This window comes from Shewanella surugensis (genome assembly GCF_023284005.1).
Classification (GTDB): Bacteria; Pseudomonadota; Gammaproteobacteria; order Enterobacterales; family Shewanellaceae; genus Shewanella; species Shewanella surugensis.
Map to the genome: position 1 here is coordinate 1 of NZ_JAKIKS010000022.1, position 17,971 is coordinate 17,971.

Genomic DNA, 17,971 nt, shown 5'->3' on the forward strand with positions numbered 1-17,971 from the left:
ACCCACTCTTCATGAGAACGCTTAGTCATATTAACTCCTGATATCATAGTCAGGGGTTAACATAAGGGATCGATGAACACGGTTGAAGATGTACTTGCTCGGACGGTTACATTATTACGATAGATGTCAGTGATGAAAATGTGGTGGATAGGCTTGCACAAGAATGGCAGGGAAAGTATGAACTAATTGATATTATTGTTAATTGTGCGGGTGTTTCAGGTCCATTTGGGGCCGTTTGGGAGGTGCCAGCAGAGCAAGTGAACTGGACGTTAGACACTAACCTTAAAGGGACGGTGAATATTGCCCGCGGTTTTATTCCATTGATGCTCCGTAATAAGAGTAAACCTCAGTATTTCATTACCGTCTCATCACATTTAGGTTTGGTGACTGAGGCACATTTATTCAGTTATCAAATGGCTAAACATGGGATTGTAGCTTTTACTGAAGTATTAGAAAAAGATTTACATCGTATCGATGCATCGATTCAATCTGCGGTTTTTTTCCCTTTCTTTGTTAAATCAAACTTGGCCCATTCGGATAGGCATTTAACGCACAAGCAGCAAGATTTATATGTTGCACTTGAATCTGAAGCCTTTCTTAAAGCTATCCAGAGAGAAACGGAGCAAGGCATGGAAGCAGTCGAGGCGGCTAACGTGTTATTTGATGGTCTAGAGGCGGGCGCATTTTATATTTTTACCGACAGACAAACAAAGCAAGAGTTTAAAGTAAGAGTCGAACATATTTTTGAACGATCATTTCCCAAGTAATAGTAGTAGGGTCGAAGTCATGGTTTTTCCTACTGCGTATGATCAATGTTATTAACTGCAGGTTTAATCTTCGGTAGTGAATGATGTAAACTCAAAGCAGAGGATACGCTGCAATATAAATTGTTTTTTGTCAGTATATCGATTAAACATAGGAGTAAAATGAGTCTTTAGCAGATTAAAAATAATGTAGGTAAAAGGATGTAGATGTTGGAGAAAAATAATAAAGAGGAGTGTGTGTTAAATGGAACTCTGTTGCTAAAAAATGTGCTATTGGATTACTTGTTTCTTTAGTATTGATCGCCCTGTCTGTTCTTGTTTTGTATTTTTATACCTAGGAATTTCTTCTTGGAAGGCTTGGTATATCTAGGTTTCAAGCTTTTTCTTGGCTTTTGTTGTTGAAGACATTACACTGTTGGTTGAATTATCAACACACTTTAATCTAGCGGTATGAATCTTAAAGGTATTAAAAATAAGTTATTGCGGTTTAAATCCATTTTCGCCACTCATTGGATAAGCTTTACAATAAAACACCGCAGATACGATAAACCGTATTACCATGCAGAAATTAAAAAGATGATGGATTGCGGTAGTGAAGCATTAGGGTTTGCTACTTATCAATGTTTGTCATGTGGTAAAGGGCTGCATACAGTGAACTTTAGCTGCAAAGGTAAAGCTTGCCTACAATGTGGTAAACGCTATTCACGTGAAAGTATGGAAAAAATAGCCAGCCGGCTATTACCTGGAGTGAACTATAGGCAGGTGGTGTTAACGTTACCGAGTGAATTTAGAGGTGTTTTCTATAATTATCCCAGCAAGGGGCATTGTATTCAGAGTTAATGAGTGTGGGCCATGAATGCTTAGAGGCGCTTATTCAAGAGTTACTTCACAGCGATACGATTAAAATCGTGTTTATTCATACCTATGGTCGTAATGGGAGTTATAATCCTCATCTTCATATATTGTTAGCTGAAGGAGGATTAAACCCAGATACAAATCAATGGGTTCCAATCAACCGTTTACCATTAAGTAAGCTAAGATTGAAGTGGCAAGCGCATCTACTTGAATTCATGTTGACTCGTGTTGGAGAGCTAAACGGTATCATTAAAGGCCTCAGGGATAAGCATCCTAAAGGGTTCTATGTCCACCCTGGAAATGATAAAAAAGTCCCGACGAAAAATTATCGAGGCTTACTTAAATACCTGACTAAATACTTAGCTTCACCGCCAATCGGTGTGTCAAAAATAACCAGTGTTAGCGGTGGGCATGTTAGTTATTACTATCAGTCATATAGCAGTAAGCGGCGAGAGTATGAATCGCCGAATGAGGTCTTTATGGAACACTTGCTCGCGGCATAATTATAGCACTATGTGCGTTTCGGCTGGCGGAGGGGCTACGAGACATATGAACTTTAAAGAGAAAAATTGTATATTAATCAGATAATCATGGCCAATTGTCAACGTCCCCTAGGCATAATTTGTAATAATTTCAGTCATTGTGGGGGGAAAAGTGACATTTTTATCGGAAAAATTTACCTCATCATCAGGGATCACTACATCATCAGGTGCACTTTCAGCAGGCGCAAATCGAAAACTCACCTCCTTACCATTATCTAACCCAATACTGTATTTTGTCGTTAGCATCCCCCCAAAATGTTTTGTATCATGCTCAACCTTAGTGAAATCCGCTTTAAAGCTTTGACCTGCCAGCTCTTGTAACTTATCAAAAGCCAAACATACTTTTTCAGGTGTAATACCAAAGTTTGGATATTCGCCAACAGCCCCCCTTGACGGCATTCGATTACTAAACAAATAATCAGCCAGTGCTAAAGTATGCAATGCTTCTTTAGCTTCCACTTCATTAGTTCCACAAAAACGATCTTTTATTGAATCAAATAAACGCTCAATAACTCCATAATTTTTTAATGGATTAGCCTTAATTTGTATCATTTTTTCCTGTGATATTTCACAAGGAGTACTTTGTAACTGTTCTGGCTTATAAATTGATCCGATACTTGTCATTCTATGATCTACCTAATTGAATTTACCTCCCACATTATTAGACTTTAGTCACTCAGCGGACTACCAAAAAACATAAAAACTATGATAAATTAAATTAATTAACTTTCATAATTTATTCATATAAAGATCCATTATCTCTTGTTCAAAGTAGAAGAGCATCACTCATTTCAATTATAGATTTCAAAGGTGTGACGTGGTTTAATTGATACGACTAACCCAGTTAAGACATAATTGATTTAACTGGAGATTGAAATGAAAACACGTAAATCCTATTCAAAAGAATTCAAGCTTGATGCCATTGCACTGGTAAGAGAGCAAAATTACAGTATTGCTGAAGCAGCTAGAAATTTAGAGCTTACTCCTCAGCTACTCGGCCGCTGGATAAAAGAAGCAGAAAATGATGATGGTCATGCATTTAGAGGCAATGGCAAACTGACACCTGAGCTGGACAACATCCTCAATACAAGAGGGAGAGCCTCACTCGGGTATAAATCGCCGAATGAGGTCTTTATGGAACACTTGCTCGCGGCATAATTATAGCACTATGTGCGTTTCGGCTGGCGGAGGGGCCATTAGTCGATTGAAATATAGAGATTTTTTTAGAGAAGTAGCAGGTGTGAATCCATTTGTTTGTGCGTTTTGTGGAACTAATATGGAATTAGTTCGGCTATCTCATCCTGACAGAGGGGTTTTCTATGATATATTTTCGCCTTGATCTTTTGCTGTTTGTTCAACTCATCTGTGTGGGTCTTGCGTATTTTCTTTATCATCATATTATACCTCGGTTAGTGATTTGACTCACTTAGCCGAGTGTCCGAAAGTACTGCTAGGGATCAAGGCTGCCTTGGGCACTGACTTAAGCCCTTTTAGGGCGTCACCCAAATAAGCCTCCGGCTTTGCCGGAGGTCAGTTAACTAATACAAAAACAGCGATTTTCTGCCTGATAAGCTAATAACCAGAGGATAATGTACTGGGCTGGGTCATTTTACGAATTTGAATGATCATGCCCATTTTTGGGTGGTCAAAGTAATGCACTTCGCCACTGCGTACGCGGCGATTTTGTTTAAGCGGGATCGCATATAAATAGGGCGTCGATTCTGTTTCTGTGGCGCTATTATCGAGGTTATAACCCTTAGCAGTATCACTTAAACTATCTTTGGTGATGAGCACTTGTTTAGTGCCTTTTTCTCGCAAGTTCAGTGCCGCTTCAATATACAAATAATGATTAAGATAAATATTTAAGGTGCCATCCAGTTGCCAAACGGGGCCATTAGCGGTGTCATTATACATGCCTTGCATAAAATCAAAGCGAGGAATGTTACCGTTATCTTGGGCCATGTTGATCGGTTGACCATCATATTCATAAGCTCCTTCAAAATCATGCCCGGCATAAATATGCAGTGGTGTTGCCTGATTTCTGGGCTTCATGGCTTGTTGCCATGTCATATGTAATAAGCTGGTATTGCCCCGCCGCCGGGCAATTTTCTTCATAATATCGCCAAACTGGCTTTGGCTTTTGGCGAGCAGTACGGGTCCCTGACCCATATAAGCCGTTGCCGTTTGGGATGCAGCAATTTCGACGGGTAAATTTGCCGGTGTGCTCACATTGGCATTGGTGGCCAATTGTGCATTGCAGTCATTGCTATTGGTGGCCCAATCTTGTGAGGTACAGCGGGTTAAACCGTTTCTCACAGATCGAATATCGGTACTGGTGACGGGGGCGATTAAGTCTACCGTATTTTGAGTATGGGGCTTGGCGACTAGTGTTGGCCATTGTTCAACACTAGGGCTATTTTGTTGATAAATATAAATTTCAACTTCAAACCAACGTTCATCTTCGGCGTGAACGGTCACCGAAAGCAAGCTGAGTAAAATAAGACTGAGTCGACGCACGTTTATTCTCCAAGACGATGTTGGGATAATTGCTCTAAAAGCAATTTAAGCAGTGCCAGTCTGTCTTGATAAGACTCTGACGGCAGATTGAATTTTAACTTACTTGGGCCATCCATTCGATAAATTTGTGGTTGCCCTTGTAATAAACCAATAATAAAGCGGGGATCGATGCTGTGATCATCATTAAATTCGAGACTGCCACCTTTAGCATGCATCTCAATTTTCTTGATGCCAAACTCAGTGGCTTGATGCTTATAAAAGCTCAGCTCCAACAGGTTTTTAGCGGGACCGGGTAATAAACCAAAACGGTCAATCAGTTCGACTTTTAACTCATCAAGGGCTTTTTGACTGTTGCAATTGGCGATACGTTTATATAACGATAACCGTATGTTGACATCAGCCACATAATCATCAGGTAATAATGCGGGGATCCTGAGTTCGATTTCACTTTGATGTTTTAACATATGTTCAAGTGAAGGTTCTTTCCCTTGCTTAAGGGATTTGACCGCATCGTCAAGCATTTCCATGTATAAACTGAAGCCAATTTTAGAGATGTGCCCACTTTGCTCGTCGCCTAATAGCTCGCCTGCGCCGCGAATTTCTAAATCTTGGGTGGCGAGCATGAAGCCTGCGCCCAGATCTTCTAATGCGCTAATCGCTTCGAGTCGTTTGCGGGCATCTTTGGTCAAGCGTTTTGTATGGGGTGTCATTAAATAAGCGTAAGCTTGATGATGAGAGCGGCCCACACGGCCTCGCAGCTGATGTAATTGGGCTAGACCAAATTTATCGGCCCGTTCCATCACAATGGTATTGGCTGAAGGAACATCGATTCCGGTTTCAATAATCGTGGTACACACGAGAACATTAAATCGTTGATGATAGAAATCAGACATCACTTTTTCGAGTTCACGTTCACGCATTTGTCCATGAGCTGTCACCACCCGGGCTTCGGGCAGTAAATCGGCAATTTCTGCCGCACGCTGATCGATGGTTTCAACACTATTATGCAAGAAGTAAACTTGTCCGCCCCTGAGGATCTCACGTAATAACGCCTCGCGTATGGTGGCATCATCATATTCACGAATAAAGGTTTTGACGGCGAGTCGTTTCGCCGGCGGGGTGGCAATAATCGATAAGTCACGCATGCCTGACATGGCCATATTCAAGGTGCGAGGAATAGGGGTTGCTGTGAGAGTGAGAATATCCACATTGGCGCGCAGTGCTTTTATTTTTTCTTTTTGCCTGACGCCGAATCGATGCTCTTCATCGATGACAAGTAAGCCTAAATTTTCAAATTTAGCCTCTGATTGAAGTAGTTTGTGGGTGCCTATGATCACATCTACTTTGCCCGAAGCTAAATCTTGCATGACGATTTGTTGCTCTTTCGGGGTTTTAAAGCGCGATAATACTTCCACTTTAATGGGCCAATCGGCAAAACGATCACTAAAGTTTTCAAAATGCTGCTGAGCGAGCAAGGTGGTTGGCACCAAAATCGCCACTTGTTTACCGTCATTGATGGCGACAAAGGCGGCGCGCATAGCCACTTCAGTTTTACCAAAGCCGACGTCACCACACACGAGTCTATCCATGGCGATAGGCGAGCACATATCATCGAGCACATCTTGAATAGCGGTTTCTTGATCGACCGTTTCTTCAAAGGGAAAGCTGCTAACAAATTGAGCGTATTCTTCGGCTTCAAGTTTGCAAGCATCGCCTGGACGGGCTTGACGTTTAGCATAGATATCAAGTAACTCTGCAGCGACATCGCGAATTTTTTCAATGGCTTTGCGTTTAGCTTTGGTCCATGTCTCATTACCCAGTTTATTCAGTGTCGCTTCTTTATCTGGGCCGACACTGTAGCGGCTGATCAGATGTAAAGAAGCAACAGGGACGTAGAGTTTATCGCCCCCCGAATATTCAAGTATTAGGTATTCGGCAATCAGACCACCGGTATCTAAGGTTTCTAATCCTTGATAATGGGCCACACCATGATCGAGGTGGACAATAGGTTGACCGACTTTCAGCTCTGCTAAATTTTTAACTAATGCATCTGAGCTTATCTGTTTTTGTTTCTCTCTGCGTCGATGTTGAGAAATTCGATGACCAAAAAGCTCCGTTTCGCAAATTAAACTAAAGTCAGCGCCCTTCGGTGGGCTAATAATACAACCTTGAGACAAGGGGGAAACAATTAACGCAACGGCGACTGGCACGGCTAAATAATCATCGAAATGATCAAAAAGTACCGGTTTAATCTGTATTTTACTTAACAGTTCAATAATCGCTTGGCGGCGACCTTCTGATTCGGCGCTAAATAATAAATGGGCTTTGGTGGCAGCATATTCTTGCAGGGCACTCAGCGGTTGTTTGAGTTTATGATTGGCTGTTAGCTCGGGGAGAGACGTTGTTTTTGCGCTAACATGGGTGCCTGGTACATCCCCCGTTTTAAGTTGTAAATGGGGCATTTGCTTAAAAGCAGAGAAAATTTGCTCCGTTAAAAGGTATAAATCTTTTGGCGGCAATAGCGGCCGCAGAGGATCGACTCGCCTGTCTTCATAGCGGACTTGGACTTCTTTTAAATGATTTTTGGCGGCTTGTTCTAGATCGCCTAGGCTGACCAGTTGTGTTTGACGGGGTAAGTAGTCAAATAAGCTCGCGGTATCATCAAAAAATAATGGCAGGTAATTTTCTATGCCAGCGGGTAGGGTGCGTTTGCTGACCATTTGATACACAGAACCGGGCTCTTTGACTAAGACCTCGAAGTGGCGGCGATAACGTTGTCTAAACCCTTCAATGGCGCTGTCATCGGTAGGGAACTCTTTGGCCGGCAATAAACGAATAGCCTTAATTTCATCACTTGAACGCTGGGTTTCAGGATCAAAGTGACGAATTGACTCGACTTCATCGTCAAACAATTCAATACGAAAGGGCCTATCAGAACCCATGGGGAAAATATCGACAATGGCGCCTCTTACGGCAAATTCACCATGTTCATAGACTTGTTCTACCAAGTGATAGCCAGTATTAACCAGCTGCTGCCTCACTTCACTTAAGCGATAGGTATCGCCTTTTTTAAGCATTAATACGTTGCCACTTAAAAAGTGTTGCGGGGGCAAACGTACCATCAACGTTGCCATAGGGACAATCACGAGTCCGTGTTTTGCCTGAGGCAGTTGTGACAGTGTGGCAAGTCGTTGCGAGACCAGATCTTGATGAGGCGAGAAAGCATCATAAGGCAAGGTTTCTCTATCTGGAAATAACCAAATAGGAAAACCCTGCTCTTTAAACAAATAGCTAAGCTCTGCTTCGAGTGCTAATGCACTGGGCGTATCATGGGTAACGACGAGGGTGAGTCCAGTATAACGCTGAGCGATATTCGCAATCGTGATGGCCTGTGCTGCGCCAGCTAAGGTACTCAGAGTTTGCACTTGATTGGCCGTTTTGGCACCTGGTGGGGTCAATATAGAGAATGCTTTCATGAAGTCGAGATAAACCAGTCAATTGACAACGAAGTAGATGGCCATAGTATACCCAAATCACTTGAATATACTATACCCAAGCTACTCTTGAAGATGCAGGGTTCAGCTGGAATGAAAAGTCTTGTAGGCAAGACTTTGAACAGAGTGCCTAGTTATTCTAAGCTAATGTTCAGTAACGCAGCATAAAAGGCTTTTAAACCAGCCGTTGGGAATCCGTAAAAATACCTACCCCTGCGTTGCATTACCTTAAAAGGCAATAAGCATTCCTACAATAATGCGTCTTGAATTACGCATTTTTACGGACTCTGAAAACAGGTATCTTCAAGTAGCTTGGGTATATACCCAAGCTAGACCTAAGCTGAGAGGCGAGTCATTGGTTATTGCGCTGCCATGTCTCTCTTTGGGTTTGCTCATTTAAGTCACTTGTTTACGAAGGGTGTAACTTTCGCAATTTGAGTTGTTTTTGTTGCACGCTCAAGCTCGCTTTGACCAGTTGCTCAATGTCGCTGTCTTGAATGACATTAAAGCGTAATTCGGTGAGGTACTGTGCTTCGTTTTGCTCTTTGTGTGATAGCGGATCATCATTATGAATAGAGGCTTGTGCTAATGTCTCTATTGGCATATTGATTTTATTGGTCAGCGTAGAATCGATGACTTTAGCAAAACAGATCATGGCAATGAACTCTTCTTTCATATACAAGGTCAATTTGAATGGCTGATCGGGGGTTAAGGGGGTGGGCGTTAATATATGGATGCCACTGCCGCCAAAACGGACTCCTTTCACCGCCTCGCCGGGGTGCGGTGTTTGGGCAAGGACATGCTGTAATACGAGATCGATTTTACGTGATTGCAGTTTCAAGTACTCCACTATAGTTTTAGCATCATCATCCAAGTGTCTAAGTTGTAATAAGCAATCCGCTTCTAGTGCTTTTACATCGCTCATTAATTGCATCCCTACAGGCAAAAGGGCGTTGAGCTGTGTTTCTGTGGGAAGAGGCGTCTCTTGCGGCCAAGCTTCAACAAAGACTTGGAATGAGTGAGTGACACTAAAGTAAGGCGTTGAGTCGATGAACAAGGCATTGCCTCTTGTTTTTATATCTATTCCCTCTATTATTGTTCCTATCCCTATGATTTAGCAAGGCTGTGCTGAAAAAGTACAACATTGTCCATGAATTTAAAACTATCTTTATACATTGGCTTTCGTTATTGGAAAGCAAGAAAAAACAATGGCTTTGCCTCATTTATCACCGTGTTTTCTGTCACAGGGATCTTACTGGGCGTTGCTGCGCTGATTGTCGTAAGCTCTGTGATGAACGGTCTAGAAGGTCAATTAAAACAACGTATTTTAGGCGCTGTGCCTCAACTTACTGTGCATGCTAAGGCTCCGTTGAGTGATTGGAAAGCGCAAATTGAGAAATTAAAAACATTGCCAGGAGTGATCGGGGCAACGCCCAGTGTATCGACCCAAGCGATGGTGCAGTCGGCGAATAATATTCGAGCGGTTCAGGTTTATGGCATTTATCCTGGATATGAAGATCATTTATTAAGTGCTGCTAAGCGAACGTCCTCGGGTAACTTTGATGCGCTAAAATCGAAGCAATATAACGTTTTTTTGGGCGGCGAGTTAGCACGGTTACTTGACGTTTCTCCGGGAGATAAAGTGCGTTTATTAAGTGGTGATGGTGTGGTTTATTCTCCTCTTGGGCCGATGCCGAGTCAGCGAAAGTTTACCCTTGCGGGGGTATTTGAAATGGGATCGCAAGTGGACGCCAGTCTGGCTTATATCCATTATGAAGATGCGCAGCGTTTGATGAGGCAACCGCCGGGAGAGGTGAAGCAATTGAGATTGTATTTAACCGATCCTTTTAGTGCGGCTGAGCTGGCTCCCAAAGTGAAAGCCTTATTTGCCAGTCAAGGTATTGAGGTCTCAACCACCGATTGGCGACAATCCTATGGTGATTTATTCAGTGCCGTGAAAATGGAGAAAAACATGATGTCACTGATGTTAAGCCTGATCATTGCGGTTGCAGCCTTTAATATTGTATCGGCGTTGGTGATGATGGTCGTGGATAAAACCACCGATGTGGCCGTATTAAAAACTCAAGGCTTAACCACAAGTAATATCATGGGCATTTTCATGATTCAAGGCTCGCTCAATGCGGTCATTGGTTTGATCAGCGGGCTGGCGGTGGGGGTGTTATTGACCACTTATTTAAATGAAATCACCCAAGCTTTAGGCTTATCTATTTTGGGCGCAGGGCAAAGTTTACCCGTGTTATTAGAAACGGATCAATTGATGACCATTATTGTGGGTACCTTAGTGGTGAGTTTAGCGGCCACGATTTATCCTGCAATGAGAGCCTCGAGTGTCGATCCTGCAAATGCATTGAGATATGAATAAAGTATTTCTACTTTCAATCAAGTGAAAAGAAACTCGCTGATGAGCGACAAATAATGAGTCCATTAATGAAGCAAGAAATATTATTAGAAGTCAATCAGGTGAGTAAGGTGTATACCGAAGGTCGGTTAGAGACAAAAGTGTTGCACAATGTGGACTTACAAGTCTTTAAAGGCGAGCAGCTGGCCATTGTGGGGAGCTCAGGCTCGGGTAAAAGTACTTTATTACATATCATGGGGACTCTTGATCGCCCGAGTGAAGGCAAGGTGTCACTGGACGGTGAAGATTTATATGCGTTATCTAATGGACGCCAAGCGATTATACGCAATAAAGATTTGGGTTTTATTTATCAATTTCATCATTTGTTACCTGAGTTTTCAGCGCTCGAGAATGTCGCGATGCCGGGATTTATTGCGGGGCGAAATCGTAAACTTGTCATAGAAGACGCCAAAGCGTTATTAACGCGAGTGGGATTGGCGCATAGATTGGAGCATATTCCCGCTGAAATGTCGGGAGGAGAGCGTCAAAGAGTGGCTATCGCCAGAGCGCTGATCAATAAACCTAAGTTAGTGTTAGCCGATGAGCCGACAGGAAATTTAGATGTCAAAAGCGGTGATACCGTTTACGAATTGATCAAAGAGTTGTCATTGCAATTAGGGACCGCTTTTGTGGTAGTGACCCATGATCTGCAATTGGCTGCGCGTATGGATAGGCAATTGCATATGAAAGATGGATATTTAATGCCGTTAACGACAGGTACGCCGGATACTCAAGCCCATATTCATACAGGTAAAGACGCATGAGAAGAAGTTTAGCCGTATGGATTGGTTGGCGATTTTATCTTGCTCGGCAATCTAATCGTTTTATTAGCTTTATTTCATTTGCATCCACGGCAGGCATTGCACTCGGTGTTGCCGTATTGATTATTGTCTTATCGGCCATGAATGGCTTTGAACGTGAATTAGAACAAAGATTATTGGCGGTTGTGCCCCATGGGGAGTTAACGGGCGTGAATGCAGGGATCAGTGATTGGCCACATATCGTCGAAGAGGCAAGCGCGATCCCCGGTATTATCGCAGCAGCCCCGTTTGTACAAATTCAGGGTTTGGTACAAAAGCCAAGAGGTTTTCAAGGGGTGTCAGTGATTGGTGTTGACCCCCAATTAGAGTCGAAGGTATCGAGTATTGCTGAATTTATGTCAGCACAAAGTTGGCACAGTCTAACGCAAGCTAACAGTAATAATATTGTGTTAGGAAAGGGGCTTGCAAAGGCCTTGGACCTAAAAGTGGGTCAGTCCTTAAGTTTATATACACCAGAGTTAGGCAATAAACCTCAAAACGGACAAATTAGTCGAGCCAAAAGCCATCGTTTTGTGGTGTCAGGTATTTTTTCTATTGGGGGAGAACTCGACTTAACGACAGCTTATATCCCGATGGCGTATGCGAGTCAGCTTTTAGGCTTAGGTGATGAAGTCACAGGGGTTCGGATCAAAGTGGAGAAAGTCTTTGAAGCACCTCGTTTAATCAGAGAGTTAGGTTATAGTCAAAAGCAGTATTTATATATCAATGATTGGACGCGTACTCAAGGGAATTTATATTCTGATATCCAAATGGTGAGAATGATAATGTATCTGGTGCTTGCTTTGGTGATTGCGGTCGCCTGCTTTAATATCGTATCAACCTTAGTGATGGCCGTGCGAGATAAACAGTCTGAGATTGCGATTCTACTCACTATGGGAATGAAAAAATTGTCTGTGATGGGCATTTTTGTAGTGCAAGGGGCGCTAAATGGGCTATTAGGATGTGGTATTGGTGCGCTATTTGGCTGTTTGATTGCACTGAATTTAAGTCAACTAGCTAAAGGGATTGAAGATTTATTGGGGATTCAATTGTTATCTGCCGATGTGTACTTTATTGATTTTCTCCCCTCAAAATTAGAACTGAGTGATGTGGTGATGGTGGTTTCACTGGCATTATTGATGAGCCTGATTGCAACCCTTTACCCCGCTTGGAAAGCCAGCAAAACGCAACCGGCTCGCGCACTTGCGGGGTGGTAACTTCAGTCACCCTTATCGGCCCCTAAGCATCCTGAGCACGTTTGGGGGGATAAGCTGATTGTCGTTAGTGCGGGTTCTATTTCCCGTTGATTTTAAGTCGCTTGAAGTCGCATCCAAGTTAAAATATCAAAAGTTAACTCTCAAAGGGGCTGGGTATCATTTTAGGGACAATCGTTTCTGAGCTTTGTACGCTTCCCATCCAAGCTGAGTCATCATTAAGGGGGAAGGGGGCAAAGTAAGCGAGCTTAGCCCCAATCAATACTGCGACATATAAGGAAATGAAGAAGGCGATAAACAATAGCAAAGGGGTGAGATAACTTAACCAATACGATATTTTTAGGCTAAGTTTAGCTCGCGCTAATAAGGTCTTTTTTCTGGGCTTTAAAAGTGCCGAGTCTGCCAATGAATGATGACGATAATTCATTTTCTTTGCAGTGAATACTTTACTCTTAACCATGATATCTGACCTATTTAACCTTATGGTGGTTGAGAGTTAGGTTGCACTTTTAAAGCTGAATGAATCCTGAATATGGCTTTTTGATGCTCCTTTGTTTGTAATACTTTATGAATGAGTTTTTTGTTCTAGTCATTTTTTTCATAAAAAGCAATGGACTAATTTAATCTTAAATTATCGTTAATCCATTGTATTTTATTAGGGGCTTATTGATGCAGCTTTAAAAATGGATCTTAAGGGATCCATTAGAGTTATGTTGGTTGTATTTTTTTGTGAGCAAAATAGTTCTGTATCAACAGTATGATAATAACGCCCATACCGATAAGCCGAGTCGTATCGTGAGTCAATAAAACCGCTAAACAGCCACCCAATAAAAGTAAGCGCTGCCAAATAACGAGTCGATGAAAAAAGAAACCTTCAATACTTGCTGCAAAGCCGAAGATCAGTATGAGTGTCATTATGATGGCAAAGATAAAGTCGGTTAATGATACCTCACCATAAAAAATAAGTCCTGAGAAAGCCATCATCGCTGGAATAAGGAAAAATCCTTGGGCGAGCTTAAAGGCTTGAATGGCTGACTTCATGGGGGAAGCTTTTGCAATGGCGGCACCGGCAAAAGCGGCAAGTGCAATCGGCGGGGTGACATTAGAGGTTTGAGATAGCCAAAACACAATCATATGCGCGGTGAGTAACCCTACGCCAAGATCGGTTAATGAGGGCACCGCCATAATGGATAAAACAATATAGGCAGCAGTCACAGGGAGCCCCATGCCTAAGATTACCGCGGCAATGGCGATGAGTGCCAACACTGACCATAAGTAACCACCGGAAAGCACCATCAAAAACTGGGTAAATTGTAATCCAATCCCTGTTTGGCCGACGACACCGACGACAATACCCGCCGTGCCACATGCCACTGAAATCGGTAATGCCTGCAATGCACCTTGTTTCATTCCTAAAAAGAAAGTACTGAGCTTGATGCGAGTGACTTTTCGGCACATGGCTGAAATGATCACTGCGGCGCAACCTGCAATACCCACCCAAACCGGAGAATAACTGAGGACGAGTAACGTCGTGATGAAGATTAAGGGGATTAAAAAGTGCCAGCCTTTTGCCAGAACAGTGCGGATTTGCTCAATACTATCCATCCCCTTAAGGTTAAGTTTACAGGCCATTAAATGCACATAGAGTAACGTGCAGGCAAAATATAAAATGGCAGGCGCAATCGAGACTAATAAAATATCGCTGTAGGCGATGCCTGTAAATTGGGCCATGACAAAGGCACCAGCCCCCATCACTGGTGGCATAATTTGTCCACCAGTAGAGGCGGCGGCTTCAATACCTGCAGCTTCTTCAGGTTTATAACCTAATTTTTTCATCATGGGGATAGTCAGTGCCCCCGTTGTAACCGTATTGGCAATGGCTGAGCCGGAAATAGAGCCCAATGCTGCTGAGGCCAGTACGCTCGCTTTTGCTGGGCCTCCTTGATATTTTCCGGCTATGGCAAAGGCGCAATCAATGAAAAACTGCCCTGCGCCGCAGACTTGTAAGAAAGCACCAAATAAAACGAAAATAAAGACCACTCCAGCGGCTATGGCTAAGGGAGCACCAAAAACACCATTGGTTGAAAAGATATGAAAGCGAATAATTTCTTCTAATGAAAAGCTCTTACTGGCGACAACAGAGGGCAGTAAATCACCAAACATGGCATAAGCAAGGAAGAAAATCCCAATGCCAGTCATGACCATGCCGACGGTGCGGCGAGTCGCCTCTAGCAGTAATAATATTAACAGGCCGCCGGCGATACGATCTTGTAAATTAAGTCCATCAAATAAAAAGCTCATATCATCATAGTCAAAAGTAATGATATCCCAGCCACTCCAGATGACTAAAGCTACTAAAATGAGGTCGACAACACGCCCTAAGGGATAAAAGCGAGGAGAATGCTCATATTTTATTGAGGGATACACTAAGAAGACCAGTATTAGGACCCAACTTAGGTGAGCGGGTCTGAAGCTGGTGGCCGATAAATCGGCGGTGACCCCTTGCCAGATCTGAAATACCGATAACAAAATGGCGATAAGACTGGCAAACTGCATTAACTTGTCGGTTAAGTAGCGGCCTGTTAGAGCATGTTTGGACATACTTCTCTCCGAAATGGGATTAAGAGTCGAGTTTTATCAATGAATAAGATGAAGAAAAACTCGATTAGATCATAAGCCCTATATCACCATAAGGCGTGAGCAGGTTTTTGAATTCAATATGTGAGCTTAAGTCATGTCATTTAAACTTGGGCTATTAAGCCGTCGGTTTAATTGATCACTGCTGGATTTTATGCTCGTCGAAATACTTTTGAGCGCCAGGATGTAATGAAACACCCGCTAATTCATCCATATTATCGACAGTGGTCGATTGCGTCACACTGATGGCTTTACGCAGTTCATCGATATGTTCAAAAGTCACCTTGGTCATTTCATAAGCTAATTTATTATCAAGATTCTTATTGACCAGTAATACGTTCCAAACCGCAGGTACCATAAAAGCACCCACATCATTATAAATACCTGCGGGAGCCGAATACGTATAATAAGCAGGGTTAGCGGTGGATATTTTAGCCAGTTCGGCGGCAGAGAAAGATAAGATGCGTACATTGCGTGTTAATGATAACTCAGTAATAGCGCCGACACCTAAGCTACCGACAATTACTCCAGCATCGATTTGGCCATTGGCAAGGGCACGTGTGGTGGCGCTATAATTGAGTGCTTGGCTGTCCATATCGTTTTTATCGATGCCTAAAATACTTAAAATATTGATAGCACTGATCCGGGTTCCTGAACCTGGTGCACCCAGAGACACACGTTTGCCTTTCAAATCTTCAATGCTGTTGATATCAGAGTTGGCAGGCACAATAAATTGCACTAAATTAGGATATAACGCAAATAATACCGCAACATCCATTTTTCTTGGAAAAGGTTTGGTTCCCTCAATGGCTTGTTCCATGACATTGCCCATACTGATCCCTGCAAGCTCACGACCTGAGGCCACTTTAACAATATTCTCAACAGATGCCGAGGTGACTTCTGCTCGCATGTCAAAGTCGGGAATATTCTCTGACCATAGCTTGGCTAGCATGCCACCGAGGGGATAATAAGTGCCACTTTGATTACCCGTCCCTATGGTATAAGTCTCAGCGGTTGCAGGAATAGACAGGGCAAGCAGTAATGCAAAAGCGATATGTTTAGACAGCGCAATCATGAGGAGGACTCCAAGGTGTATTATTAATTATTCTTTAATGTATAAGCTTTTTGTTTATTTCAGTCAATCTGTAACCCAATGTCTTCAAGATGAATTGATTTGATAATAAAAAGAAAAGGGGGTGATAAATGGAATGATGAAAGAAAGAGTATGAAGTATTAGCGAATGATAATTAAAGATAAATTATAAAGGTATAACCCGTTTTCGATGAGGGATAATACGTTTGTTAATTTTAAAGTGGAAGTCAAATGATCGATGTATTGATGTTTACTTGTAATTAAAATGTTTTTTATTGGTGCAGTAATCGTTGTTTTTTTCATCTTCAACTCGTTTTAACAGAGTTGAAGATGTCTGATTTGTCTCAGTGATGACTTATTCAGGCTTAGCGGCTTCTGAAGCGATAATGTCTTTAATATGATGTGGGTGGATCTTGATACAAATATGGTCTTTTTTAAAGGCAAGGGTGGGATTGGCGAGTCGTTCCTTATCGCCTTTAGGTGAACTCATTTTTATCTTGATATCACTTTGACCTGCCATGATCGGCGCTAAAGCGGGTAAGGCTTGTTGTAATTCATCACTCAGTGTTTGGCAATCAGGGGCTGTTGAAGGAAAAACAAGCTCGATATGTTCCCAGCCTTCGACAGGGTAATGTTTGTCGTTTGGAAAAGGCAGCTCTAAATAATGCACATTTACGTCGCCAATAATGAGAGCTTGGTTGAGCTGGATGATTAAAATCGGGCGACCATTGATATTATTCTCAGAAATAATCTGTCCATATTCATGAGCATGGTTTTTAAGTTGCTCGGCAATATCGAGATGATTGATTCGGATTGCGGCATGATCGCAATTTAATTTAAGCGCAGTGAATCCCAATTCGTCCATAAAAGACTGGATTTTTTTTGAGAATGAGGGCCAAGATTGCACAAGTTCTGCGTAGTGAATAATCGAAGTCATTGATTAAATATTCTATATTAGGGGTGGATGACAATGGGCGTGCCAGCATCAAGCAATTGCCACAGCTCATCAATATCCTTATTGGTGAGAGCGATACAGCCATCGGTCCAATTGAATTTTTGTCTTTTGCGTGCCGAAATTGATGAATTAGGATCTTGCCCGTGGATCATTATTTGTCCACCAGGATCTTGACCATTGAGCTGTGATTGACGTAAATCGTCATCATTAGGGTATGAAATATGAATGGCACGATAGTAAGCACTGTCTGACTTTTTATAATCGAGTAGATAACGACCTTCTGGGGTGCGTTTGTCGCCTTTTTTTCGCTTAGGGCCAATAGGGTTACCGCCCAATGCGATGTGAAATTGTTTCAGCAATCTTCCTTTTTTAAAGACAGCAAGCTGTAAGGTTGATTTGGTTACGACCACTAAATCTGCTTTATTTGGGGAACTGGCTTGTGCCGATAATGACAGGATGAATAACCCAATAAAAGCATAAAAACGTAGTGGCATAGAGTATATCCGATAAGGGAGTGCTAACATTAATCTTATTATACTCAAACCGAGTAAAAATACGAGTTTCAATACTTGAGCAAGAAAATTTCCTCCATTAATCATAGTTGATTTTTTTTGTTATTTAGCAAGATAAAAAGTCATTGCACACTTTTATTTTTTGTTAGTATGTTTGTCTTTTAAAAAGG

At 42.3% G+C, this 17,971-nt stretch carries 15 protein-coding genes and 1 pseudogene; 7 read left to right on the plus strand and 9 right to left on the minus strand.

Annotation, left to right across the window (positions count from 1 at the left end; translation table 11 throughout):
* The first annotated feature begins 119 nt into the window (after nt 1-119).
* The 3 genes from L2764_RS07520 to L2764_RS07530 all read left to right on the plus strand — a co-directional run bounded on the left by L2764_RS07520 (nt 120) and on the right by L2764_RS07530 (nt 2,122).
* Nucleotides 120-767: an SDR family NAD(P)-dependent oxidoreductase gene (locus tag L2764_RS07520; RefSeq protein WP_312018345.1), complete on the plus strand. Its 648-nt coding sequence runs from the start codon at nt 120-122 to the stop codon at nt 765-767.
* A gap of 447 nt (nt 768-1,214) precedes the next feature.
* Nucleotides 1,215-1,604: a transposase zinc-binding domain-containing protein gene (locus L2764_RS07525; RefSeq protein WP_248939607.1), complete on the plus strand. Its 390-nt coding sequence runs from the start codon at nt 1,215-1,217 to the stop codon at nt 1,602-1,604.
* A complete protein-coding gene (locus L2764_RS07530) occupies nt 1,589-2,122 on the plus strand; it encodes a transposase (protein WP_248939608.1) in 534 nt (177 codons plus the stop codon). Before L2764_RS07525 ends, L2764_RS07530 begins: the two co-directional genes overlap by 16 nt.
* A 108-nt stretch (nt 2,123-2,230) precedes the next feature.
* Here the strand turns inward: L2764_RS07530 and L2764_RS07535 are convergent, their stop codons facing one another.
* Complete coding sequence (locus L2764_RS07535; protein WP_248939609.1) at nt 2,231-2,785, minus strand: hypothetical protein; 555 nt, start codon at nt 2,783-2,785, stop codon at nt 2,231-2,233.
* A 252-nt stretch (nt 2,786-3,037) separates the two neighbouring features.
* On the opposite strand from L2764_RS07535, the pseudogene L2764_RS07540 reads away from it, so the two are divergent.
* A pseudogene (locus L2764_RS07540) lies at nt 3,038-3,241 on the plus strand (transposase); the annotation flags it as partial.
* 492 nt (nt 3,242-3,733) lie between these two features.
* On the opposite strand, the gene L2764_RS07545 reads toward L2764_RS07540, so the two are convergent.
* The 3 genes from L2764_RS07545 to L2764_RS07555 all read right to left on the minus strand — a co-directional run bounded on the left by L2764_RS07545 (nt 3,734) and on the right by L2764_RS07555 (nt 9,229).
* The gene (locus tag L2764_RS07545; protein ID WP_248939610.1) at nt 3,734-4,678 is read right to left on the minus strand and encodes a peptidoglycan binding protein CsiV; all 945 of its coding nucleotides are present in this window, start codon (nt 4,676-4,678) and stop codon (nt 3,734-3,736) included.
* 2 nt (nt 4,679-4,680) lie between these two features.
* A complete protein-coding gene (mfd, locus tag L2764_RS07550) occupies nt 4,681-8,154 on the minus strand; it encodes a transcription-repair coupling factor (RefSeq protein ID WP_248939611.1) in 3,474 nt (1,157 codons plus the stop codon).
* Nucleotides 8,155-8,581: 427 nt separating this feature from the next.
* Complete coding sequence (locus L2764_RS07555; RefSeq protein ID WP_248939612.1) at nt 8,582-9,229, minus strand: hypothetical protein; 648 nt, start codon at nt 9,227-9,229, stop codon at nt 8,582-8,584.
* 93 nt (nt 9,230-9,322) lie between these two features.
* Here L2764_RS07555 and L2764_RS07560 point away from each other — a divergent pair, with 93 nt between their 5' ends.
* The 3 genes from L2764_RS07560 (at nt 9,323) to lolE (ending at nt 12,608) form a co-directional block, all read left to right on the plus strand.
* Nucleotides 9,323-10,555 (plus strand): lipoprotein-releasing ABC transporter permease subunit, encoded by a 1,233-nt coding sequence (locus L2764_RS07560; RefSeq protein ID WP_248939613.1) that lies wholly within the window; start codon nt 9,323-9,325, stop codon nt 10,553-10,555.
* Between the two features lie 65 nt (nt 10,556-10,620).
* Nucleotides 10,621-11,355 (plus strand): lipoprotein-releasing ABC transporter ATP-binding protein LolD, encoded by a 735-nt coding sequence (gene lolD / locus L2764_RS07565; protein WP_248939614.1) that lies wholly within the window; start codon nt 10,621-10,623, stop codon nt 11,353-11,355.
* Nucleotides 11,352-12,608, plus strand: a complete 1,257-nt coding sequence (lolE, locus tag L2764_RS07570) for a lipoprotein-releasing ABC transporter permease subunit LolE (RefSeq protein ID WP_248939615.1) — start codon at nt 11,352-11,354, stop codon at nt 12,606-12,608. Before lolD ends, lolE begins: the two co-directional genes overlap by 4 nt.
* Nucleotides 12,609-12,741: 133 nt before the next feature.
* Here lolE and L2764_RS07575 read toward each other — a convergent pair whose 3' ends face one another.
* The 5 genes from L2764_RS07575 to L2764_RS07595 all read right to left on the minus strand — a co-directional run bounded on the left by L2764_RS07575 (nt 12,742) and on the right by L2764_RS07595 (nt 17,783).
* Complete coding sequence (locus L2764_RS07575; protein ID WP_248939616.1) at nt 12,742-13,065, minus strand: hypothetical protein; 324 nt, start codon at nt 13,063-13,065, stop codon at nt 12,742-12,744.
* 248 nt (nt 13,066-13,313) lie between these two features.
* Complete coding sequence (locus L2764_RS07580) at nt 13,314-15,206, minus strand: TRAP transporter permease (protein ID WP_248939617.1); 1,893 nt, start codon at nt 15,204-15,206, stop codon at nt 13,314-13,316.
* Between the two features lie 175 nt (nt 15,207-15,381).
* A complete protein-coding gene (locus L2764_RS07585) occupies nt 15,382-16,317 on the minus strand; it encodes a TAXI family TRAP transporter solute-binding subunit (RefSeq protein WP_248939618.1) in 936 nt (311 codons plus the stop codon).
* Nucleotides 16,318-16,689: 372 nt separating this feature from the next.
* Nucleotides 16,690-17,271 (minus strand): VOC family protein, encoded by a 582-nt coding sequence (locus L2764_RS07590; RefSeq protein ID WP_248939619.1) that lies wholly within the window; start codon nt 17,269-17,271, stop codon nt 16,690-16,692.
* 17 nt (nt 17,272-17,288) lie between these two features.
* Nucleotides 17,289-17,783, minus strand: a complete 495-nt coding sequence (locus tag L2764_RS07595; RefSeq protein WP_248939620.1) for a L,D-transpeptidase family protein — start codon at nt 17,781-17,783, stop codon at nt 17,289-17,291.
* Between the last annotated feature and the right edge of the window lie 188 nt (nt 17,784-17,971).

Coding starts and splice junctions, on each gene's coding strand:
- L2764_RS07595 (WP_248939620.1), bottom strand. CDS start 17,783: ATGCCACTACGTTTTTATGCTTTTATTGGGTTATTCATCCTGTCATTA.
- L2764_RS07560 (WP_248939613.1), top strand. CDS start 9,323: ATGAATTTAAAACTATCTTTATACATTGGCTTTCGTTATTGGAAAGCA.
- L2764_RS07525 (WP_248939607.1), top strand. CDS start 1,215: ATGAATCTTAAAGGTATTAAAAATAAGTTATTGCGGTTTAAATCCATT.
- mfd (WP_248939611.1), bottom strand. CDS start 8,154: ATGAAAGCATTCTCTATATTGACCCCACCAGGTGCCAAAACGGCCAAT.
- L2764_RS07575 (WP_248939616.1), bottom strand. CDS start 13,065: ATGGTTAAGAGTAAAGTATTCACTGCAAAGAAAATGAATTATCGTCAT.
- L2764_RS07585 (WP_248939618.1), bottom strand. CDS start 16,317: ATGATTGCGCTGTCTAAACATATCGCTTTTGCATTACTGCTTGCCCTG.
- L2764_RS07590 (WP_248939619.1), bottom strand. CDS start 17,271: ATGACTTCGATTATTCACTACGCAGAACTTGTGCAATCTTGGCCCTCA.
- lolE (WP_248939615.1), top strand. CDS start 11,352: ATGAGAAGAAGTTTAGCCGTATGGATTGGTTGGCGATTTTATCTTGCT.
- L2764_RS07580 (WP_248939617.1), bottom strand. CDS start 15,206: ATGTCCAAACATGCTCTAACAGGCCGCTACTTAACCGACAAGTTAATG.
- L2764_RS07535 (WP_248939609.1), bottom strand. CDS start 2,785: ATGACAAGTATCGGATCAATTTATAAGCCAGAACAGTTACAAAGTACT.
- lolD (WP_248939614.1), top strand. CDS start 10,621: ATGAAGCAAGAAATATTATTAGAAGTCAATCAGGTGAGTAAGGTGTAT.